This is a genomic window from Zobellia sp. 1_MG-2023, from assembly GCF_030549125.1.
Taxonomy (GTDB): Bacteria; Bacteroidota; Bacteroidia; order Flavobacteriales; family Flavobacteriaceae; genus Zobellia; species Zobellia russellii.
Genome location: NZ_JAUOSY010000001.1, coordinates 594,307 through 616,467, shown reverse-complemented (window position 1 = coordinate 616,467; position 22,161 = coordinate 594,307). Strand labels below are relative to the sequence as shown.

Here is a 22,161-nt window from a genome sequence, read left to right as displayed (position 1 = left end):
TTTAAAGTGGCTGTTGTAGAGTTAACTTAATATCAAGCTATCATTATATAAACTATAGATTCATTTTTTTTCTAAGGATAGTGGTTTTTTCGGCATGCTATGAGGTGCGCTTTTTAAGCTCAAGACCTTTAAAATAGTTGGGGCAATTTGGTTGCTATATAGTTGTTCCGGTGTTGAAATTTCGCCTTGGGGATCAATACCTTTTCCAAATAGAATCATCCATACCTGTCCGGCACCTTTTATGTCTTCACCATGACTTTTCCAAGTTTCCAAAGGTTGGGTTCCACGGCCATGATCGGTAGTAATTATAAAGAGGGTCTGGTCTTTGTAAAAGGGGTCTTGCTGTGTAAAATCGTACAAATCCTTTAGTAAGGCATCTGTGTTATGGGCAGATTTTAAATAGGCCTGATAGTCGCCATCGTGTGCAAAATCGTCGGTTTCACCGTAGGCAATGTAAGTTAATTCAGGATGGTTTTTCTTCATATGCTCAATAGCATAGTGGTGTGTAAAGGCATCCAAACGAACCGTTCCCCAAGGGCTGGGTACTCTTGGTTGTAGCTCGTTCAGGAATCTTTCTCGTTCGCTAAGGTCTTTCCCTTTGGCAATTTCAAATCCGCCATTTACGGGTACGCCCAAGCGTTCCTCATTTACGATAAAAGGAAAGACATCCCAGCTACCAAAAGCTGCGACCTTGTTTTTATACCGCACATCAGAATTGGCCATTTCAAGAACGGTAGTGTTGGGGTTGGGTATTTTATCGTTACTATCTATACGGGAATCATCTGCTTTACCCGTCAATATTTCATTATAACCGGGGTATGAGAACCACATTTTATTGGTGAGGTCTACCTTGCTCCCCAATTCTCGGTTACCGTGAATTTGTCCCATCTCCGATATGGAATTCCAAACAAAGGGCATTAAGGCCTTTCTTCTTTCCTGTGGCGAGGGTTTCCAAAATAGATTTTTCAATGCCGTGGTATCATGAACATAGGTAGGGTTGGAAACCAAAAGCGGGTCTGCTCCTGAAAAGAGCTCTTGCCATCGCAACCCGTCCAAAGTTATCAGAACCACTTTAGTATCGTTCTCTTGGGCGTTGGTTTTTACAAATAAAAGAAGTCCAAGAATACAGAGTGTCAACTTTTTCATGGGTTGTTGGTTTTAAAAGTTTGAGTGTTGGACCAGTTGCTCCAATTCAGGTGCTGATCGCGGTAGCGAACGCGCCAATAGTACGTGGTGTTTGGTTCCAGTCTCTTGGAAGGCTCATCCGTTAAGTCATCTCCTTCCTGTCTGTTTTCAAGATAGTACCAATTTTCCGATTGTTTCCAATGGTCTAGGACTAGTTTTGAAAAATCAGGTTGCGTAGCTATTTGCCAATGTGCGGCCGCATGGTATGCCCCGTTAAAGGAACTGCTAAACTTTCCCGCTTTTAATGTAGTTCCCGTAAAGGGGATGTTTTCTCCTTTTGGGGAAATGGCTTGTGGCGCATCGGGTTTGTGACTCTTTGCGTAAATGGTGATTTCGTCTGTCTTTTCATTGGATTTAAACTGGTTCTCGTTGCCCCTGCTTATTCGTTTTAAAGTGAATTTAGGATTGCCTTCGGTGGCGTCTACCTCTACCATCACAAATCCGTATTCATCTTGGGTTACGGTAAATTCGTCATAATCACGACCTTCAAACTCGCCCCAATTATCAATAGCTCCACCGGCCGAAGCTACATTGACCCATAGGTGTTTATGGTCTTTGGATTGCCCCCTGGAATAGCCATGCGTATGACCAAAAAAATGAAGACTGGGTTTGCCGGTTTCCGTAGTGAAATTTTCAAGGAGTTTAACAACTTTTCCCGTAGACTCTTCCTCTCCGGGTATCCACAATTCCGATTTATGCGGATGGTGCAATTGTGCGAACACAAAGTCGATATCCGGATTGTTGGCCGTTTCTGCCAGGACCTCTTTCAACCAAGTATATTGTTGTTGTATGTCTCGGTAACCCTCGTTAGAATTGAGACCTATGATGCGCGTATTTCCATAGTCTTTGTACCACCAATGCTCCGCATAGGCGGGAGTTCCGTTTTTGGGCAGACTGAAGTATTTGAAATAATAAGCCGAATTCTTTTCGTGGTTACCTAGCACTGGATAGACGGGAACCTCCGCAAACAGATTTTGCGCGGGGTCAAAAAAATCATCTTTCCACTGGTCGTATTTCGTGCCGTTTTCTACTAGGTCTCCAGGAACCATTACTAAGGCTAAATTCTCCGGAAGCGCTTCACCGTATTCAGTTTTGAGGTAGGGAATGATACCTTCATTTACAATCTCAGAAAATTTATCCGGATTTTGATGGTCTTTTTGCATATCGCTCATGGCGAGCATATTAAACGATTGATTATCGCTCGAAAAAGGAGGTGTCTTAAACTGAAAAATATCAGAGACCACATTATCTGTACGTACGCGATAAAAATAGGTGGTAAACCTTTTCAGGTTTTCTATCTGGACTTCGTGAATTCTAGAATGGGTAAAGTTGATATCGTAAGCGATACCTTTTGTCTTTTTGCCCAGTTTCTGTGTCGTGCCCCACTCAACAATGCTTTCTTCGCCGCTAGAGGTTTGCCATAGTACTTTAATGGAATTAGGAGTGGCATCCTGTAAGTATGGATGTACCAATAGAGAAGGTTGGTCTTTTTGCCCGTTCACTAGTGAAAAGAGCATAAGGTTAAGCAGGAGTAAAAGGTGTTTGTTTTTCATTTTCAGTTGGTTTCAAGGTTTAACGAAGTAAGGGAATTATCTAGAATTTGCACGGCTTCTTTTAACGTATCCTCAGAAATGGTGAGTGCCGGTGCAAGTTGGAGAACATTGCCAGCGGAGACCTTAAAGCTAAGTCCGTTTTTTAAACATTCGTACATTACTTTTTCGGCTTCGTCAATTGCTTTTTCTTTAGTTTTTTGGTCTTTTACAAGTTCAAGTCCCCATAAAAGCCCTAGGCCTCTAACATCACCTATAATTGAATGTTTTTGTTTTAGGCGATTCATTTCTTGGTGCATAATTTGCTCAAGATTTTTGATTTTATCCAGGCGGAGTTCCTCTTCAATAATTTCTAGGGTAGTCAATGCGGCTATAGCTCCAAGCGGACTCTTTTCATGGGTGTAGTGACCCAAAGAAATATCACTGAAGTTATTATAGGAATCACGTGTAACGATAGCTGCCTGTGGAAAAATACCACCTCCCAACCCTTTTCCTAAACAAAGGATATCCGGCTCTATATCATAATGTTCAAAAGCGAACATTTTTCCGGTGCGTCCCATGGCTATAGGAATTTCATCTAAAATTAAGAGTACGCCATAGGTATCACAAAGTTTCCGGGCTTCTTTCCAAAAGGTTTTTGAGGGAAGTTGTACATCCGTATTTCTTACGGTCTCTGCCAAGAAGGCGCCAATATCTCCTTCTTTTGCGAATACATATTCTAAATACTCCAGACATTTAGATTCGTTGCCTTCGTAAATGCCGCGGTAGGTAACAGGTGGCGGAATACGTTCTACCCCTGGCATCATGGGTCCCATGTGTTCTCTGAAAACAGATTCCCCGCCTACGCTTATGGCATCTAACGAGGCGCCGTGAAAGGAGTCCCAAAATGAAACAACCTTAAATTTGCCGGTTACCGCCCGTGCCAGTTTAAGGGCGATGCCAATAGCGGCACTGCCATTGGGGGTCATAAGCGTACGGTTTAAATCCGATGGCAAGAGCGAAGCCAATTTCTCTGCAAAATTAATAGCCGCTTCGTTGGTGTACCGCCGCGTAGAAAAGGTAAGCGATTGCAGTTGTTCGGTAAGGCGCTGTATTAGTTTGGGGTGTGAAAACCCCAACTGATGTACGTTATTGCCATGAAAATCAAGATATTTTTTACCGGACAGGTTTTCTATATAGGACCCCTCGCAGTTTATAAGTACGTCTAGACAGGGAGATGATAGGGCCTGATGAAAAAAATAACGGGCATCTTTTTCAAGGAGGGCTTTTGTGCTTTCATCTACCTCATGGTCTAGCCAAGCTTGTCTAGCAGGGGTATAATTAATATCGCCCTCGGTTCTTTTGTTGGTTTTTATTTTTTTATTCGGATGCATAAAGACAGTGGTCCCAAGATTAGGGTTTGGTACTATTTTGCTGGGCACTACAGTTTGTGCCCAGCGAAAACAGCGTTATAAAACAAAAATTGAGAAACTTCATTTAATTGGCGATCAATAAGGGGTTGGTTAAAATTTGTTTGACCTTGTCTTCTTCCTCTACGAAAACATCAAGCCAGCCATCGCCTCCACCATTGAACCAAAGGACCTTGAGGGTGTGTAGGCCGCGTGTTAAATTGATCGAACCGTCTTTGGTCCTTACCCCGTGGTCGCCGTCGTTATCCACTACCAATTCGTTGTCAATAAAGAGTTGACTGCCGTCGTCTGAACGAACATAGAACCTAAAACTTTTTTCTTGATCTACCCTTATTTGGGTAGTGAACCGTACCACGGTATTGGATTTTATCTTATCCTTTATTTCATCGGAAGTAATTTCAAAAATATTTCCGGTTAGATTCGGTTTTCTTGAACCTAGGGCCGGAAGAAAAGAAAGTTGGTCTTCGTAGAAAATCTCGTATTTTACTGGTTTTTTAAGGTCTTTAGGACGAATTCTAAAATAGGCTTCTGCAACCGGACTGCTAATTTTTTCATTAGTGAACATCGCACTTTTAATCACCGTATTTTGGGTTAGTGAGATGACCTTTTTGTAAGCGTTGGAAGTTTTTGTTGGTAATGAACCATCTAACGTATACCGGATTACTCCTTTTGCATTTGGGTTTTCAATTTTCAAGGAAGTTGTTTCCGCGAAGAGTCCACCTGCTTTTTTATAACCATCCGCTTTTGGGGAGATTAGAGGCTCCTTCAACTGCTCAAGAAGCATATAGTCATCTTCAATTTCATAACCTTCAAAAGCCGAGAGTACGGGTTTTCCGATCCAGGCATGTGGGGTTTTTAGACCCAGAGCAAAAGCAACGGTAGCCGCATTGTCATATTGGTAAACAGGAAGGTTGATCTTGTGGTTTTTCTTAACCCCTTTACCCCAAACTATAAACGGAATTTCAATTTCTTTTAGTGATTCTCCGCCATGGCCTTTTCCCAAGCCGCCATGGTCGGCACTAACAATGATTAGGGTTTTGTCCTTTAGACCAGATGCTGCAATTGCATGTAAAACTTGCTTTAAAAGCTGATCGGCTTTTTCTACGGATTTGTAGTACTTTGGCGTTCCATGACCGTATTCGTGGCCGGCATGGTCTACATGGTCAAAATGAACGAAGGTAAGTTTAGGTCTTTTGGTTTTAATGTAAGAACTGGCCAAAACTGCGGTTTCATCTTCCGTTTCCGGATTTACATCATAATCAACTGCACTTTTCTCGAACAATCTTCCAAAACCGCCCCAGTGGTAAATGGCACCTATTTCTGCAGAAGCAATCTGGTCATTGGTCAATTGAAAGATGGTAGGAAATATGAATTCTTCACTCTGAGTTACTGCAGGTAGGGTAAAATTATCCTTTTCCCAAGCATTTGATGTAATCCCGTGTTGCTCGGGTCCGGCTCCCATAATCATTGAAGCCCAATTGGTGCTTGAACTTGTAGGAAGCACTGCCCTGGCATGCAAGGAATAGGCACCTTCTTGCATTAATTTGTCAAAAGTAGGGGTAACTGCATTTTGCAGTCCATCCGGGCTTAGTCCGTCAAAACCTATCACCACTACGTGTTCAATGTCTAAAGTAGGTGATTCTTGACCATTAACGCTTTTGGACCATATTCCGCAGAGCGCCAGCATAGGCATAAGTAACTTAATTGGTTTCATAATTTGAAAAATTAATTATAACAATGCTTTTGCCTTGGTTGTTACGTTGGGCAAAAGCATTGCTGTTTATAAGAAGGTTAGTACCTTGTTCCGGTCTCCCACCATCCCTTAGAGTTTATATTATCCCCACCAATTGCTTCTACTGCAGCTTTATAGTTTATTTTGTTCAACGTTTGTTCAGAAGAAGGGTATAGAAATCTAACCGGGTAAAGACCTTGGTTTTCATTGTCCGGTCCGGCTTCAAGTGCAGGAAGGCCTGTTCTCCTATAATCAAACCAACCTTGGTAATCTACATTCCAGAGTGCTAGTGTCTTTTGGGTCATTAGCAATTCAATGCTCCCGTCGTAAGCTACGGATGGCTGTGCTAAGTAAGCATCAATAACCGCATCGTCCGTTACGCCCCAATACTTCATGCTTTGGCGAATTCCTTCATTGTAAAAAGTTTCGGCATCACCGGAAATAAATCCTCTTTCTGCGGCTTCCGCCAAAATAAAGTTCACCTCGGAGCTTTTTATAATATAGGCCTCAGCCTCAGTTCTGGAAAAATAGAACAATTCAACATCTAAACGGCTAGGGCTGTTGGCATCGTCATACGCTCTAGCATTATCTTGGTTTAAGCCAATAGGGATGCCCACATATTCTCCATTATTGTTACGGTCAAACCAAATATCCAATCTAGGGTCGTTAAAACGGGTAAGGTATTCAAGTCCGGTAGTACACAAGCTTTTCTCGTCAAAACCACCTATACGGCCTGTACTTTCCGGCCAAGAATCCGTATTTGAAGTTCCGCTGAAAGTTAAGGTAGCATTGTCATCATTGGTCATGATATAGTTACCCGCACTAACAATAGCTTGCATTTGGGCCGATACGTCTCTTTGTTTTGAGATACGCAACAAGTAACGTAAGCGAAGGGAATTTGCTAGTTTTCTCCATTTTGAAGCATCACCATCAAAAATAACATCTCCGGTTGAGCCTGTAATGGCTTCACCTAAGGCTAAAGCAGCATCGGCATCAACTAAATCTTGAAGAACGCCATTGTAAACCGTTTCTTGATCATCGTATTTTGGGGTAAAAACCGCATCTGTTTTTCCCGTAATAGCTTCCGTGTAAGGAACGTTAGCATAAAGATCCGTTAAATTGGCATAACAAAGGGCTCTTAAGGTTAGGGCAATGCCTTCATAAGTGCTGTTCTTTGTTTCCTCTGCTCTAGAGATTTCTAGAATATCTGTTACTTCTGGTAAAATTTCATAGAAAAAATTCCAAAGTCCTTGATCTCCCCATTCAAATTGACCAAAGCCAGGGAAATTGTTCTTTGCCATTAGCTGGGTAAGAGTATTTCCGTCCGAATATCCTTCAGATGTTAAAGTGCGGGCAATTTCTGAAGTTGCCGTAGCGGTAAGTAGATTGGCACTTACCATTTCCGGAGCATTAGGGTTCGTATTAGTTTCTTCAAAATCTGCGGTACAGCCCGTTAAGCTTAAGCCGGATAGAAGGATTATGGTAAATATTTTTGATGTTTTCATCTTGAATATGTATTGTAGTGATTAATTCTATTTAGAATTCAATGTTTATATTAAATCCATAGCTTCTTGTGCTTGGCAAGGCCATATCCTCTACGCCAGGAACTACACTTCCGCCCGAAAATGATAAGGTTTCAGGGTCTACATGGGGATTTTCTGTCCATAAAGCCAGGTTACGTCCAACAAGAGAAATACTGGCGGAAGCAATTGGGGTTTGGGAGAACATCTTTTTAGGGAAGTTGTAACCGAATTTTACTTCTCTAAGTTTTACATAACTGGCATCGTACATTGTAGTTTCCTCATTGCTTCGGTTGTACACGGTAGAGTAGTACCCGGATGCAGGAACATTTATGGTGTTCTCTTCATATACTGGGTTTTCTTTAGTTCCGGTATTTATTACTCCTTCGGCAACAATACCCGTTTCACGCCCTTCCGTAGTAAAATCCAAAAGGCCTGTGGTACCGCCAATGGAAACTGTTCTTGAATGGTAAACACCACCTTGTCTCCAATCAAAAAGAACGCCCAGGTTTAGGTTTTTGTAACGGAAACTATTTTGAAGGCCCACCATAAAATCAGGGTTGTAGTTACCCAAGTTTCTAAGTTCATTGTCTCGTGAAGGTAGACCGGTATCTTGGTTGATAATCCATTTTCCAAAATGAGGACTGTTGGGATCCGTTACTTCTACGAAGCCCGTGCCGTATAAATCTCCCATTCTCTTACCTACCTCGGCACCTACAATAAGGTAGTTTTCCTTTATCCGATAAAAAGGGAGTTCTTCTGCGAGCTCTAAGATTTCACCTCTATTCGTGGTAAAGTTGATATTGGTATTCCAAGTGAAATTCTCAGACTTTACAGGTGTTGCGTTCAAAGTAATTTCTAGACCTTCATTTCTAACTTTACCAGCGTTGATAACCGTTTGGTTATAACCAGAAGTATTGGAAACTGGTAGCGAAATAATTTGGTTCTTGGTTTCCGATCTGTATAAAGCCACGTCCAGCCCTAAACGGTTATTAAGCAACCTTAAGTCCGCACCAACCTCAAAAGAATTGGTTCTTTCTGGTTTTAAGTCCGGTAGTTTTAATTCGGAAGGCGAATTAACTCTTGAAAAACCGTTGAATGTTGTTCCAAAGCCGTAAGTAGATAATAAGTTGTACGGGTCAGTATCGTTACCTACACTTGCCCAGCCTGCTCTTAATTTTGCAAAAGTTATGGTTTTAGGAAGCGTGAACATGTCCGATAGAATTAAACTAAGTCCCGCCGAAGGATAAAAATAACTGCTGTTCTCTAAAGGAAGGGTAGAAGACCAATCGTTTCTTCCGGTAACATCTAGGAACAAATAGTCTTTGAAACCAAAATTTGCAAAGGCGTACAGACTGTTAATTTCCTTTTTGTCATCATAATCGCTAGACGTTAGAGGTTCTGCCGCATTCCCGAAATTGTATATGCCGGGAATTGAAAGTGAGTTGGCACTTACTCTTTGGTATCTGTTTTTAACAATACGGCTATTGCCCCCAAAAGAAAGGCCAAAATCAAAGTCATCATTGAACGTAGTGTTGTAGCCGAGAAGAAAATCTGTGTTCTGCTCAAAAGCATAAATATTATCCTCTCTATACTGGCCCTTTGGGAACCGCTGCGTAGAATAAGCTCTTTTACGCATATTTAGTTCGTTGGCATAATCAAAACCGGTTCTGAACATGAAATCTAGACCTTTGGCCAGTTTAATGTCTGCACGCATATTGGTAATAATACGGTCCTTATCAAGACTGTTCGTGTTTTCGTAAACATTAAAGAAAGGGTTGTCATGGTAGTTGTAATTGTAATTGTACTGTTGTACGCCCTCTAAACCTGGTTGCCAGTAATCGCGCAACGAGTCCATATCAACATGTTGTCCGAACCAAATCCATAAGTACATAATGTTTTCCGTACCGTACGAGTTTACAGGTCGGTTGCCTGAGTTACTGTTTACATAGTTCATAGAACCGGAGACTTTAAGCCAATCTGCAAGTTGGTACGATCCGTTAAGTGCGTATGAACGTCTATTGTAATCCGTATTGGGTACGATGCCCTCGCTTTGTAAATCGGTAAAAGAGAGTCTAAAGTTTCCTTTATCGTTTCCACCGGTTAGCGCAATGTTGTTACTAATAGTATGTCCGGTTTCAAAAAAACTTTTAATGTTTCCGGGTCTCGATAAAAACGGAGTGGCAATAATTTCATCGGCAAAAGTGCCGTCTGCATTTCTTGGTCGTACATGAACATCACCCGCACGCAAACCGCTGGTTGTTGGGCTGTCATGCTGTGCAATCAATTGGCCGTTTAAAGCAGGACCCCAACTTTCGTCAACATGATCGTTTACACCTCCTGTTATGGAACGGTTTTGGCCACCATCGGCAAAAGCGAACTGACCGTTTGATCCTTGACCGTATTCATATTGATATTCTGGAAATGTTAGTATAGACTCAAATGTGGTGTTGTTGGTGTAAGAAACACCTATGCCCTTGTTGTTCTTTCCTGATTTTGTAGTTATCAATATAACCCCGTTAGCACCTCTTGAGCCATAAAGGGCGGTGGCACTTGGCCCCTTTAGCACGTTCATGGTCTCTATATCGTCCGGGTTAATGTCTTGGGCACCGTTGCCGTAGTCTACTTCCATGTTACCTTCGCTAGACCGGCTACTTACACTGTTGTTGATAGGAATACCGTCAACTACGAAAAGCGGTGAATTCGCGTTTGGACTTGGGTTTAACGAACTTTCCCCACGAATAATGATTTGTGAGGATGAACCTACTCCAGAATTACCTCCGGTTACCTGAACACCGGCTAGTTTACCCGCTAAGGAGTTTACAACGTTGGTTTCTTTTGCTTTTGAAATGTCTTCTCCCGAGACTTTTTGAACAGCATACGCTAATTTCTTAGCTTCTCTTTTAATACCCAAAGCAGTTACCACAACCTCGCCTAATTGTTCTGAGTTAGGTTGCAAAACGATGGTTGCTGTTGTTTTTCCCGTTGTGTTGAGTTCCGAGGGTATATACCCCAAATAGGATACTACCAGAATTTCATTTCCTTCTGGTAATTCTATGCTAAAATTACCGTCAAAATCTGTGGCTACCCCGGTTGCACTTCCTTTAATAACTAAAGAAGCACCGGGTAATGGCACTTGGTTTTCATCTAGTACCGTTCCCGTAAAAGTGGTCTGTGCACGGGCGGCCAAACTGACCACCAAAGTGAATAAGGCTAAAAGAACTGTTCTTTTCATTTTTTCGTATTTGTAAACTTTGGTTAATTATTATGCAACAAATATCAGTTGAACAGGTTAAGCGAAATGTGATTAAATATTAAGTTATTGCAAGGTTTAGAGAGGTGTTGTTATAAAAATGTTATCTTAACGTTATTTACAAATACTCAATTATAGATTTTGTAATTATGACGGTTTAATTAAAATTATACTGACTAAAAACCACATCTATTTTGTAGGTTTAAACGTCTTAAAATGTATTTAATAGTAAGTTTGTATATTAAGTTTTAGATATGGAAGACTACCTTATTGGTATAGGAAAACGAATTAAGGAAATAAGAAAAGAGGGAAATAAGACCATTAGCGATATTGCACATCGTGCAGAAGTTACTGGTGGTCTAATTTCAAGAATAGAGAATGGCCGGACCATACCTTCGCTACCCGTACTCTTAAAGATTATTAATTCATTGGAAGTTGAGGTAACCGACTTTTTTAATGGTATGGCCAAAATAAATGGGGCCAAATTTATTGTCTCAAGAAAGGAAGACAATACCAGTATTGAAAAAGAGGATAATGCCATTGGCTTTAATTACACCTATATTTTTGGAAAGCAAATCTCTTCATTAGGTTTTGAAACTACACTGTTGGAAGTTTTGCCAAACTCCCAGCGGGAAAAGGTTACAACGGACGCCTATGAGTATAAATATATGTTGAGCGGTGAATGTTATTATATAATTGATAATGAAGAGGTGCTGTTAAAAGAAGGCGATTCTATTTTCTTTGATGGTCGCATTCCCCATGTGCCTGTTAACAGGAGTGACAGACCAACCAAGATGTTGGTTATGTATTTTTTTGTGTAGGACTTGGATATATAAAAACAAACAATCCGTCTACCAACTGGTAAACGGATTGTTTGTTTGTGGTTCAAAACTGTTTTAGTAATAACTAACCTGCCAGGTAATTAGGGAGTTCTGTAAGGGAACTTAATACATAGGTAGGTTGAGCAGATTTTAATTGATCTTCCGTATGGGCACCGGTGGTTACACCAACGGTAACGCCACACTGGGCATTTTTTCCTTCTTCAATATCTATGATAGAGTCTCCGGCTTTCAATACGTTATTGGAATTGGTTATTTTCAGTAGTTGCATGGCCTTATATATCATGGCTGGGTGAGGGCGACCTTCAACTACATCGTTAGCTGTAACCAGTGCGTCATATTGCTCGCCTTGTTTCCAGTTCATTTTTTGTAATAGCAATTCGGCAACGGCCCTGTTATAGCCCGTGTTCAGTGCTATCTTTATTTTTTTAGATTTGATTTGAGTTAACATTTGCTCAACACCTTCAAACGAGGTTACGTTCAGCTCGTGGTAAGCATCATCCAATAGTTTTTTAAAATCCTCAAAAATAGGTTCGGAAGCCTGTTCTTTTGGATTGTTAAGGGCGTTTAAAATATCTTTTATGGCCTGGTGTTTTTCTTTTCCGGCACCATGCTCAAGAACAAAATCCAGGTCTAGTTCATAACCGGTCTTGTTAATGGCCTTTTGCAACGTTTTGTAGACCACATTGTTCTCATTAACGACCGTTCCGGCCATGTCAAATACTGCTAATTCTATGTTATGCATTTTGTAAATTAAAAATTGAATTGATGTTTTCTTTAGCAAAACCCGAACTTCCGGTCATGCCTTTGCCACCTATACCGGTAACAATATGAATGTTACGGTCTATAGTATGTTGATAGATATCTTCCTCTTTGCATTGGGAATAAAGGCCGTACCAACGGTTCTGAATTTGGTAGGTGGGTAAGTCAAATATTTTTTTGGCTTCCTTAAGGATAAAGTTATCTATGTCCATATTTAAGTCCATTCCCAAATGATCCATACGTGCTGCCGGAGCATATTCATGGGAGTCACCTATAATAACGGAACCGTCCGTAGCCTGTTTAAAAAGAATGTGAACACCCCATTTTTTCTCGAAAGCTTCGCTGTTTTCTTTGGCTTTAATGGAGGCGTATGAAGGACATTCCGAAAAAGCTTCATAGCGGCGTATGGAAAGCCCGGTGAGTATAGAACTGGGTAATTTATAATTGGGCTGATGCTTGGTTTGCATCATCTGTAATTTAGATACGATAAGATCGCTTTCCGCAAACAAGCTTGGGTACAGCGTTTTAAAATCACTTCCGTTACAAATGATGACCTTGGCGGCGGACAAGCTTGTGTTATCCGTAGTGTGTACCTGTACCCAATTGGTAAGGGCATTACATTCTACCACGGTTTTGTTCATGAAAACATCCATGCCCACTTCTTCTAGGTAGGCTTGTAATTTACCGATCATTAAACGCGGTTCTACCATTACCTCTTCAGGAAAGAAAAGTCCCATCTTAACATAATCTGCCCTCAAGCCGGGGTACATCTCTAAGCATTCTTCTTTGGTCAATAATTTGGATGTATAGGAATTGGCCAGATTTATGGCGTTCAGCTCTAGTAAAAGTTGCGTTTCTTCTTCATTAGAGGCTATATAAATGCTTCCCTCTTGCCTAACGGATATATCAAATTTAGATTGGATGTGTTTGTATATATTCAAGCTTTCCCGCCCATAAAGTTGCCATTTAGAGTCCATGCCAGAAGGTACTACTTGTCCAAAATTCCGAACCGTGGCACCTTGGGGTTTCGCATCTTTTTCCAACAAGGCTACTTTTAGTCCCTTGTTCACGGCGTGATAGGCATGAAAAGTGCCTAGAACACCTCCTCCAACTACAATTAGGTCATATTTATTCTCCATGGTCATACAATCTGTAGTTCATTATTTAAAGTCTGTTGTTCGCGTCTGTATTTTTTCTTGAAATAGAGTATAGAGCAAGTAGCTGCAATAAGGCCAATAAAGGCAATGGCGTAGGTTCCATAGCTAAAGAACTGTAACCATGAAACGGAGCGTTGGCCAAAATTTTTATAGAGCAAAACGGCCATGCTTCCCAGATACCCAAAGGCATCGGCAATATAGATGAGGTAACCGGCATTGCCTTCGATCTTAAAGGTGGCTATCATCCTATCAAAAAAAATGCAATTAAACGGTACGTAGCAGATATACAATCCCAGGCCGATCAAAATCATCCAGAGTACAGGGCCTATGAATTGGTTTTGAAAAAGAAAGGTGCTTAAGCCAATTAACAGGGCGCCAAAAATTAGGAGATAGTGATAGGTCATAAAGGCGCGATAGTTATTCTTGACGAACGCAAAAAGACCAATTGAAAGCAGAACTATAATTGCTACAGGCAGTTCCGTGAGGGTGTAGATAGAAGCATTGCCTTTAAAACCCACCGCATCCCATATTTCACGCGAAAAATTATCCCGAAAGTCACGTATCGCCGTAAGGCTTATATAGAAAAAAACAAGCACTATAATCGGGAAGAAGAAATTGGACAGCACTTTTTTACGGTCTGCCCGGTTCATAGGTTTGCGCTCTTTTCTTAGTATTTTGTCCTCTTCCGTAGGTTTGGGAATGCGATCCAGTAAAACCGAAAATCCTAGAAAAGGAATAAGAAATACAGCTCCCGTTAAGGCCGGCATCCAAATTTCGGAAACACCTGTGGCCTGCATTAAGAGTAGCCCCGATGATTTTACGGCACCACTTGAAACAATGAAACTGGAACAGAGGGTTACTCCTAATATTTCGGTAAATTTTCTTCCTTCTAAATATGAAAATACTATTCCCCAGATCATTCCCAGCGAGAGGCCGTTGAAAAACATGAAGATGATATTGTATGGAGGAGGAACAAGTCCAAAAAGAATCAGGCTTAACTCCGCTAAGGAAATCATGACCAGAAGATACCGCAGCCTATTCTTGGCCTTGAGTTCGGAAATAAGCTTAATACCAATGAATTTGGAAAGCATATACCCTAGTACTTGGGTGATTATTAGGATAATTTTATAATCGATTCCCATAAAGGAGAGATGCTCATAGGTGGCTACTGTAAACGGTTTCCGAAAGGCATACATACAGAAATAGGTGCCAAAAGATGCAAATGTACCGTAGGCCAAAAACCTAATGTCTTTATGATGTATTTTGAGAGTCACAAAAAGTTTACAAATAGTAAATATTAAAACACAAAATTCAATGTTTATTCACTATTTGTAAATTTTTGAGCGTTAAGAAAAGCTTATGCAGTAATTATTTAATTGTGAAGGAAGGGGCGTAATCTATAGTTAAAAGTTAGAGCTACATAGCTCTATGCTTTTTAATTGTAGTAGATATAGTTCTTCAAGGCATTTTCTTAATAAAATGTTAATTTTCATATTCTTGATTTCGGCACCTCTTTACTATTTCTTTTTAAATTACGAATTACATTATTTGTTTATTATTTGTTTTTGGCGGTTTATTTTGAATTATTATTATCATAATCTGTTTATTGGTGAAAACAATTCGGTTATTTTCTTTTAGCTCAAGAAAAGATGCATTTACTTTATTGTAGATAAATACACCTACTTCTGTTACGGATTATAATACGTGGTAAATCTAAAGCGGCCTTACACCCGTTCTTTGGTTTTATTTCTACCCCCATTTTTTCAATTTGAAAAACTAGGCTTATGAAAAAATCGTTGTTAATCATTCCGTTTTCAGTTCTTATGCATTTGTGTATAGTTAATGGGGTACTTTACTTCATGACCCCCCTTACATATTTAGAAGGAACCAATGTGCTCTATTATAATTTGGCTTGGCTCATAGCGGCGTTTAGCCTTAATTATTACCCTACAGAAAGACGTGAGAGGTTTGAAACCAATCTGGGTAAATATTTTAGATTGCTCGGTATTTTTGGGCTCGCCTATTTTGCGCTTTACGGCTTCAAATCTAATGGAATATATGCTTTTGAGTATCGTGCTTCGGTCTATTTGGTCATTTGTTTGTTTATAACCATTTATAGGTCTTTGTTCTATTGGGTTAGGACAAAATATAGATTGTACGGAGGAAACTTTAGAAACGTAGTTGTGGTAGGTAGGGATAAAAACCTTAAGAAAATCAGGAAGGTTTTTGATCAACCGGAATTAGGTTATAGGTACAAAGGTTTTTTTGATGACCGCCCTTCTGTGAGTCCCACATATTTGGGAAAAATGAACGACTGTTTTAAGTATGTCCTGGAAAATGATGTGGATTATATCTATTGCGTTACCTCAAACCTTTCTAAAAAGGAGCTGGAATACCTGATTACCTTTGCCGATAATAACTTGAAAAAGCTAAAGATCATACCGGACAACAAGGAAATTTTTACGCGTTCCATGTCTATTGAACTATATGATAATATACCAGTTCTGGCTATGCGTAAATCTCCGTTGGAATTGGAATATGCACCTATTATTAAAAGAACTTTTGATCTCTTGTTCTCTTCTTTTGTAATACTTGCCGTATTGTCATGGCTTACACCTATCCTATTTGTTCTTATGAAGTTAGAGTCAAAAGGGCCATTGTTTTTTAAACAAAAAAGGCATGGGGTAAATAGAAAAGCATTCTGGTGTTATAAATTTAGGTCAATGACCCAAAATGCGGAATCTGATACTTTAATGGCCACTAAAAATGATATGAGGGTTACCCGTATAGGTAAGATATTGCGTAAGACCAGTATTGATGAGTTGCCACAGTTCATAAATGTTTTTCTTGGAGATATGAGCGTAGTGGGGCCAAGACCACATATGGAATCCCATACGGAAATGTACGAAACCTCAATTGATAAGTATTTGGTAAGGCATTTTGTAAAACCGGGTATAACGGGCTTGGCACAAATTAAAGGATGCCGCGGAGAAATTATTAAAAAGACGGATATCATAAACCGAATCCGATTTGATATCTTTTATACGGAAAGCTGGTCTTTGGGGTTAGACCTGAGTATCATTTATTCAACTGTAGTAAATGCCGTAAGAGGTGAAGAGAAGGCATACTAGCCAATTTTCAGTCTGTAAAAAGTGAAAAATATCATTCTAGAAACAAGCGTCACTTTTAAAAGATGCTTGTTTTTTTATGCCTTTATATAACATTCTACCCTTACCAATATCATCAACCCTTAGTAATGCAGTTATAATTCTATTGGTTGCAACAATAACAGGGTTCAAAATTACGTTCAGTTTAACTATGAGGTAAGTTATCCCCTACAAATTAAACCCCTTATCTTACATTTCGTAATACGTAGGACTTTATGTTAAAACCAAAGAAACCTCTAAACGAAGAGGACCGAATTAAAGCACTTGAAAGTTTCGAGATTCTAAATACCTTGGAGGAAGAAGAATATGATGCCATTACCCGTATAGCGGCAGAAATATGCAATACTCCAATGGCACTTGTGTCTTTGGTAGATTCAGATAGGCAGTGGTTTAAATCCCACTATGGTATAGACGCTACGGAAACCCCTCGTGACCTAGCTTTCTGCGCGCACGCCATAAATACTCCTGAGGAATTGTTCATTGTAAAAGACTCAAGCAAGGATGAACGTTTTGCTGATAATCCGTTGGTAACGGGAGGGCCACAAGTGCAATTTTATGCAGGTGCACCGTTGAACACAAAAGACGGGTTTTCAATAGGTACTTTATGTGTTATAGACACTTTGCCAAGAACCAACTTTACCCCTAAACAGCAGGCTTGTCTAAGGTCATTGGCCAATCAGGTTATGGCTCAGTTAGAGCTTAGGCGTCAAAACAGCCTTCAGCAAATTATAAATGAAGAACTTTCGGTTAAGAACAATCAGCTTAAGCACTTTACATATCGCTTGGCACATGATATGAAAACCCCGTTGCAAGGTATTGGGTCTTTGGTAAGTTTTATTAAAATGGATTATCTACATCTGTTAAAGGATACGGAAGTTCCGGAATGGCTAGATACCATTGAGGATAGAGTTAGTTATATGGAAGCGTTAATTAATGGTATTATGAACTATACCAATATAATGAACAGTGAGGTTGAATATAATGAGTTTCATATTGCAACTGAGCTTAACCATATTTCACAGGAGTTGGGCAAGACATCTCATATTAGTCTGACTCCCATAGGTTGTGACTGTACCATTGTTCACTCCTTAAAAAGCTTCAATCAGATTTTTTCAGAATTGATTTTAAACTCCATAAAATTTTCCCGCCAAGAGTTAACAGAAATCAAAATATCTTTTGCGGAGGATGAAAACAGTTATTCATTTAATTATGAGGATAACGGCCCCGGTATTCCAGAGAAATATTGGAAAAAAGTCTTTGTCATGTTTGAAACCTTGCGGAAAGAAAACCCTACGGATACGGGAATAGGTTTGGCTACTATTAAAGCTATTATTGAGAAATTGGGAGGTACTATACTATTAAGCAATAGACCTGAAAATTGTTCGGGAACTTATTTTCAATTTACTCTTTTGAAGTAAATAAAAAAAGGTTTCAAAAGTAAAAACTCTTGAAACCTTATCATACTTGGTGGAGAATACCGGAGTCGAACCAGTGACCTTTTGCCTGCCCGAATTACTAAAAGCAATTCAGTTAGAATCAAAATGTATCACATTTAATTGGTAATCACCAATTTATTTAATTAAACCAATTTTTTGCAATCTCGCTCTCTGTGTTTAAGCCCATATTGTGAATATATTCATTTTTTGAAGCATTATAGACGTAATCATTTCCCCAATCTAGATGGTTATCAGCTACCTCTTCAATAGCTTTACAAATAAATTCAATTTCGGCATTAGTTATTGTTGGGTGTATTGACATTCGTATCCATCCAGGACGCTCAACCAAACAGCCCTCAAGAATTTTCTTTTCTATCGATTTTGAAGTAGGTTCATCTACATTTAAAAGATAATGCCCATAAGTGCCCGCACAAGAACAACCTCCTCGGGTTTGAACCCCAAACCTATCATTCAATAATTTTACTATTAGGTTGTAATGAGCATCGTCTATATAGAAAGAAAATATTCCCAAACGCTCGGTATGGTTGGGTGCCAATAATCTTAGGTTTTTGATTTTTGTTAATCTTTCAAAAATAATAGCATTTAATTCGTGCTCTCTATCCATAATATTCTGCACGCCCATTTCCTCTTTTAGCTGAATAGAAAGAGCAATTCTAATGGCTTGAAGAAAACCTGGAGTACCACCATCTTCCCGGGTTTCTATATCATCAATATAATCATGGTCTCCCCAAGGGTTTGTATAACTAACGGTACCACCTCCAGGATTATCAGGGACTAGATTCTTATATAATTTTTTATTGAATATCAATACTCCCGAAGTACCAGGGCCTCCTAAAAACTTGTGTGGTGAAAAGGTAATGGCATCTAGATATTCATCGTCATTTTCTGGATGCATGTCAATATTAACATAGGGCGCTGAACATGCAAAATCAACAAAACACAAACCATTGTTTTGATGCATTATTTTGGCAATATCATAGTAAGGTGTTTGAATGCCTGTTACATTGGAACAACCGGTAATAGCCGCAATTTTTATTGGGCACTCTTTGTGGCCCTCAATCATCTTTTCCAAACTTTCAAGACATGGCAACCCTTCTGCATTTGAAGGAATTACTTTTACTTTTGCAATGGTTTCCAACCAAGAGGTTTGGTTGGAATGATGTTCCATATGCGACACAAAAATGATAGGACGTTTTTCTTCAGGAACAATGGTGTGGTCTTTTAAGTTTTCGTTTAGTTTAATTCCAAGAATACGCTGAAATTTGTTAATGGCACCCGTCATTCCTGTGCCAACCGTAATTAAAACATCATCTTTTGAAGCATTTACGTGCTTTTTGATAATATTTCTGGCATTATGGTAAGCATGCGTCATCACGCTTCCTGTAATTGAGGTTTCGGTATGGGTGTTGGCAACATATGGCCCTATCTCATTTAAAACTTTACGCTCAATAGGCCTATAGAGCCTTCCACTTGCCGTCCAATCAGCATAAATGATTTTTTTCTTTCCATAAGGCGATTCAAATTCGGTATCAATTCCAACAATATGTTGCCTGAAAGTTGAAAAATAAGATTCAAGATTTGATAGTTGATCTTCGTCAACCAATTTATTAATCATCATATATCTCTAGTTCCTAAATAATTCAATATTTATTAATTATTATTTTTCCAGAAGAATTAAAATTAATTAACCCATGTGGTTTTATTTCTTTTAAGAAATTCACAATTTCTTTTCGCGACCCTTTTTGTTCTAAAAAAATAAACTCCCTATTTATTTCAGCAATTTCCACACGATGTCGGTTAATTATTAAAGAAGTTATAGGATTGTTTAAAAAGTAATCATAAGAAATTTTATAATAGGCCAGTTCATTATATATAACTTCAGAATCAATATAATTCTCAACTTCAATTGTATATTCTTTGTTTCTAATTAACTCTATAACACTCGCTAATTGGCTATTTTTTGATTTTACAATCAAGACAATCTTTAATGCTTTTTGTTTTTCTATAGTTATACTATTTACACTTTCAATATGTATAAACTTTTCAGAAAATGTCTTTAATATATTTTCTAATACTCCAAAGCCATTTTTTACGTAAACAATTAGTATGTTTTCTGTGCTATCATTAATTGTTAAATATGAATCAATATTCATTTTAATGACTATTTAAATTTTGAAACACCTTCTTTTAACCAGGCGTAATATTCATCTGCATCAGGCGTATACGCAACCGGTGCTAAAAGGTTTTGTTCATCATGCCCCATTAACACATAAAAAGGTTGTGAATTTGCTTTATATTTAAGTGTTTGTAGTTCACTCCACTTTTGACCAATATACTTTAACTTTTTTCCTGGTTTAAGCTTTGAATCTGTTACTTCATGACCCTCTAAAGGACGTTTATCATCTACATACAATGATATTAACACCACTTCATTTTTAAGGATGCTCAAAATCTTTGGCTTTGGCCACACGTTTTGTTCCATTTTTCTACAATTTACACATGCCCAACCTGTAAAATCTATCATTACGGGTTTGCCTACTTCTTTTGCATAGGCCAATCCTTTATCATAATCGTTAAAGGCTAAAATATCGTGAGGTGCTAGTAAATGTGCCCCTTCCGGAAGTCCTTTATGCGAGTCTATATTGAGGGAAGTGCCAAGTTTGGAATACCCTACGCCATAAGGCGACTCGCTATATTCTAATGGTGGTGGGAAGGCACTTATTAAATTTAGCGGCGCACCCCAAAGACCTGGGATCATATAAATAGTGAATGATAATACTACAAGTCCTAAACTTAATCGTCCAACTGAAATATGTGTCAATGGCGAATCGTGCGGAAGCTGTATTTTTCCGAAAAGATAAAACGCCAAGGCACCGAATATGGCTATCCAAATAGCCAAAAACACTTCACGTTCCAACAAATGCGCTTGTAAAACCAAATCGGCTTGTGACAAAAATTTGAATGCCAAGGCCAACTCCAGAAAACCAAGTACCACTTTCACCGTATTTAACCAACCGCCAGATTTAGGGAGAGAATTTAGCCAACCTGGAAATGCTGCAAATAGCCCGAATGGTAATGCAATGGCCAATGAAAAACCTAACATACCAATAATAGGTGCCAATCCACCTTTAGAAGCCGCCTCAACTAGTAAAGTACCAACAATAGGTCCTGTACAAGAGAACGACACAATAGCTAAGGCCAGTGCCATAAAAAAGATTCCAATAAGTCCACCTCGGTTTGCTTGTGAATCAACTCGATTTGCCCAAGAGTTTGGAAGCATAATTTCAAAAGCACCTAAAAACGACACCGCAAAAATGACCAATAGCAAAAAGAATATGATATTAAACCAAACATTAGTTGCCAGTGCATTTAAAGCATCGGCGCCAAAAACACCAGTTACCGCTGTACCTAAAAGCACGTAAATTACTATGATACAAATACCGTATATAACGGCATTTTTTATACCTGCAGCCTTGTTTTTACTTTGTTTGGTAAAGAAACTGACCGTCATAGGAATCATTGGGAATACACATGGTGTTAACAATGCAGCAAATCCAGATAAAAACGCTATGAAAAAAATAGACCAAAGTCCTTTGTTGGAATTGTTACTTTTTGGCTTAGCTGCAGAATCAACCGAGGCACCAATGGTATTTGAGTCTGCTTTATCTTCTGAAATATTAAAAACCAAATCGACTTCTGTTGGTGGCAAACAACGGGTGTCATCACACACCATAAATTCCACAAAACCCTTAATAGCTGTTAAACCATTTTCTACTTTTACTTTTTGTTTAAAGGTTGCAGTGTTTTCAAAGAATTTAATCTTCATTTTAAAAACGGGGTCATCTACTGTATGGCCCGCTTCCTCTGAAGTGTTTCCTGCGATTTTAAAAGTCCCTTCGCTATCATCATAAATAAATGTGGTAGGTATTGGACCATCTTCTGGAACTGTTTGCGAGTATAAATGCCAGCCTTTTTCAATGGATGCTTTTGAAACCAAGACATATTCAGTATCGGATAATTTTTCAACACTTGTTGTCCATGTTACGGGATCTAAAACTTGGGAATTACCTATTGAAAAGGCTAATAATACGATTATAAAGATTAGTTTCTTCATTTATGAAATGTACTTT

15 protein-coding genes are annotated in these 22,161 nt (G+C 39.1%); 3 read left to right on the top strand and 12 right to left on the bottom strand.

What is annotated here, in order from left to right:
- Positions 1-60: 60 nt before the first annotated feature.
- The 6 genes from Q4597_RS02480 to Q4597_RS02455 all read right to left on the bottom strand — a co-directional run bounded on the left by Q4597_RS02480 (position 61) and on the right by Q4597_RS02455 (position 10,631).
- Positions 61-1,146, bottom strand: coding sequence for a sulfatase-like hydrolase/transferase (locus Q4597_RS02480; RefSeq protein WP_303404618.1), 1,086 nt, complete (start codon positions 1,144-1,146; stop codon positions 61-63).
- Positions 1,143-2,738, bottom strand: a complete 1,596-nt coding sequence (locus tag Q4597_RS02475) for a fibronectin type III domain-containing protein (RefSeq protein WP_303404617.1) — start codon at positions 2,736-2,738, stop codon at positions 1,143-1,145. Before Q4597_RS02475 ends, Q4597_RS02480 begins: the two co-directional genes overlap by 4 nt.
- 2 nt (positions 2,739-2,740) lie before the next feature.
- On the bottom strand, positions 2,741-4,108 hold the full coding sequence (locus Q4597_RS02470) for an aspartate aminotransferase family protein (RefSeq protein ID WP_303404616.1): 1,368 nt from the start codon (positions 4,106-4,108) through the stop codon (positions 2,741-2,743).
- 103 nt (positions 4,109-4,211) lie between these two features.
- Positions 4,212-5,858: an alkaline phosphatase family protein gene (locus tag Q4597_RS02465; RefSeq protein WP_303404615.1), complete on the bottom strand. Its 1,647-nt coding sequence runs from the start codon at positions 5,856-5,858 to the stop codon at positions 4,212-4,214.
- Between the two features lie 77 nt (positions 5,859-5,935).
- Complete coding sequence (locus Q4597_RS02460) at positions 5,936-7,381, bottom strand: SusD/RagB family nutrient-binding outer membrane lipoprotein (protein WP_303404614.1); 1,446 nt, start codon at positions 7,379-7,381, stop codon at positions 5,936-5,938.
- Positions 7,382-7,412: 31 nt separating this feature from the next.
- Entirely contained in the window at positions 7,413-10,631 is a 3,219-nt protein-coding gene (locus Q4597_RS02455; RefSeq protein ID WP_303404613.1) for a SusC/RagA family TonB-linked outer membrane protein, read from the bottom strand.
- A gap of 272 nt (positions 10,632-10,903) precedes the next feature.
- Here Q4597_RS02455 and Q4597_RS02450 point away from each other — a divergent pair, with 272 nt between their 5' ends.
- Positions 10,904-11,470: a helix-turn-helix domain-containing protein gene (locus Q4597_RS02450; RefSeq protein ID WP_303404612.1), complete on the top strand. Its 567-nt coding sequence runs from the start codon at positions 10,904-10,906 to the stop codon at positions 11,468-11,470.
- 85 nt (positions 11,471-11,555) lie between these two features.
- On the opposite strand, the gene Q4597_RS02445 is transcribed toward Q4597_RS02450, so the two are convergent.
- From Q4597_RS02445 to Q4597_RS02435, 3 genes are read right to left on the bottom strand one after another with little or no spacing between them, the layout of a single operon-like run.
- A complete protein-coding gene (locus tag Q4597_RS02445; RefSeq protein ID WP_303404611.1) occupies positions 11,556-12,233 on the bottom strand; it encodes a phosphonatase-like hydrolase in 678 nt (225 codons plus the stop codon).
- Entirely contained in the window at positions 12,226-13,389 is a 1,164-nt protein-coding gene (locus tag Q4597_RS02440) for a TIGR03364 family FAD-dependent oxidoreductase (protein WP_303404610.1), read from the bottom strand. Before Q4597_RS02440 ends, Q4597_RS02445 begins: the two co-directional genes overlap by 8 nt.
- Positions 13,390-13,391: 2 nt before the next feature.
- The gene (locus Q4597_RS02435; protein WP_368506670.1) at positions 13,392-14,681 is read right to left on the bottom strand and encodes a DUF5690 family protein; all 1,290 of its coding nucleotides are present in this window, start codon (positions 14,679-14,681) and stop codon (positions 13,392-13,394) included.
- Positions 14,682-15,191: 510 nt separating this feature from the next.
- Here Q4597_RS02435 and Q4597_RS02430 point away from each other — a divergent pair.
- Both Q4597_RS02430 and Q4597_RS02425 read left to right on the top strand, forming a co-directional pair.
- Entirely contained in the window at positions 15,192-16,538 is a 1,347-nt protein-coding gene (locus tag Q4597_RS02430; protein ID WP_303404609.1) for an exopolysaccharide biosynthesis polyprenyl glycosylphosphotransferase, read from the top strand.
- Between the two features lie 251 nt (positions 16,539-16,789).
- Positions 16,790-17,992: a GAF domain-containing sensor histidine kinase gene (locus Q4597_RS02425; RefSeq protein WP_303404608.1), complete on the top strand. Its 1,203-nt coding sequence runs from the start codon at positions 16,790-16,792 to the stop codon at positions 17,990-17,992.
- Between the two features lie 157 nt (positions 17,993-18,149).
- On the opposite strand, the gene Q4597_RS02420 is transcribed toward Q4597_RS02425, so the two are convergent.
- The 3 genes from Q4597_RS02420 to Q4597_RS02410 are packed head-to-tail and all read right to left on the bottom strand — an operon-like array spanning position 18,150 to position 22,145.
- A complete protein-coding gene (locus tag Q4597_RS02420; protein WP_303404607.1) occupies positions 18,150-19,649 on the bottom strand; it encodes an aminotransferase class V-fold PLP-dependent enzyme in 1,500 nt (499 codons plus the stop codon).
- Positions 19,650-19,671: 22 nt separating this feature from the next.
- Positions 19,672-20,184, bottom strand: coding sequence for an acetolactate synthase small subunit (locus tag Q4597_RS02415; RefSeq protein ID WP_303404606.1), 513 nt, complete (start codon positions 20,182-20,184; stop codon positions 19,672-19,674).
- 8 nt (positions 20,185-20,192) lie between these two features.
- On the bottom strand, positions 20,193-22,145 hold the full coding sequence (locus Q4597_RS02410; protein WP_303404605.1) for a protein-disulfide reductase DsbD: 1,953 nt from the start codon (positions 22,143-22,145) through the stop codon (positions 20,193-20,195).
- Between the last annotated feature and the right edge of the window lie 16 nt (positions 22,146-22,161).

Coding starts and splice junctions, on each gene's coding strand:
- Q4597_RS02445 (WP_303404611.1), bottom strand. CDS start 12,233: ATGCATAACATAGAATTAGCAGTATTTGACATGGCCGGAACGGTCGTT.
- Q4597_RS02465 (WP_303404615.1), bottom strand. CDS start 5,858: ATGAAACCAATTAAGTTACTTATGCCTATGCTGGCGCTCTGCGGAATA.
- Q4597_RS02470 (WP_303404616.1), bottom strand. CDS start 4,108: ATGCATCCGAATAAAAAAATAAAAACCAACAAAAGAACCGAGGGCGAT.
- Q4597_RS02415 (WP_303404606.1), bottom strand. CDS start 20,184: ATGAATATTGATTCATATTTAACAATTAATGATAGCACAGAAAACATA.
- Q4597_RS02460 (WP_303404614.1), bottom strand. CDS start 7,381: ATGAAAACATCAAAAATATTTACCATAATCCTTCTATCCGGCTTAAGC.
- Q4597_RS02480 (WP_303404618.1), bottom strand. CDS start 1,146: ATGAAAAAGTTGACACTCTGTATTCTTGGACTTCTTTTATTTGTAAAA.
- Q4597_RS02450 (WP_303404612.1), top strand. CDS start 10,904: ATGGAAGACTACCTTATTGGTATAGGAAAACGAATTAAGGAAATAAGA.
- Q4597_RS02455 (WP_303404613.1), bottom strand. CDS start 10,631: ATGAAAAGAACAGTTCTTTTAGCCTTATTCACTTTGGTGGTCAGTTTG.
- Q4597_RS02410 (WP_303404605.1), bottom strand. CDS start 22,145: ATGAAGAAACTAATCTTTATAATCGTATTATTAGCCTTTTCAATAGGT.
- Q4597_RS02430 (WP_303404609.1), top strand. CDS start 15,192: ATGAAAAAATCGTTGTTAATCATTCCGTTTTCAGTTCTTATGCATTTG.
- Q4597_RS02440 (WP_303404610.1), bottom strand. CDS start 13,389: ATGGAGAATAAATATGACCTAATTGTAGTTGGAGGAGGTGTTCTAGGC.
- Q4597_RS02425 (WP_303404608.1), top strand. CDS start 16,790: ATGTTAAAACCAAAGAAACCTCTAAACGAAGAGGACCGAATTAAAGCA.
- Q4597_RS02475 (WP_303404617.1), bottom strand. CDS start 2,738: ATGAAAAACAAACACCTTTTACTCCTGCTTAACCTTATGCTCTTTTCA.
- Q4597_RS02420 (WP_303404607.1), bottom strand. CDS start 19,649: ATGATGATTAATAAATTGGTTGACGAAGATCAACTATCAAATCTTGAA.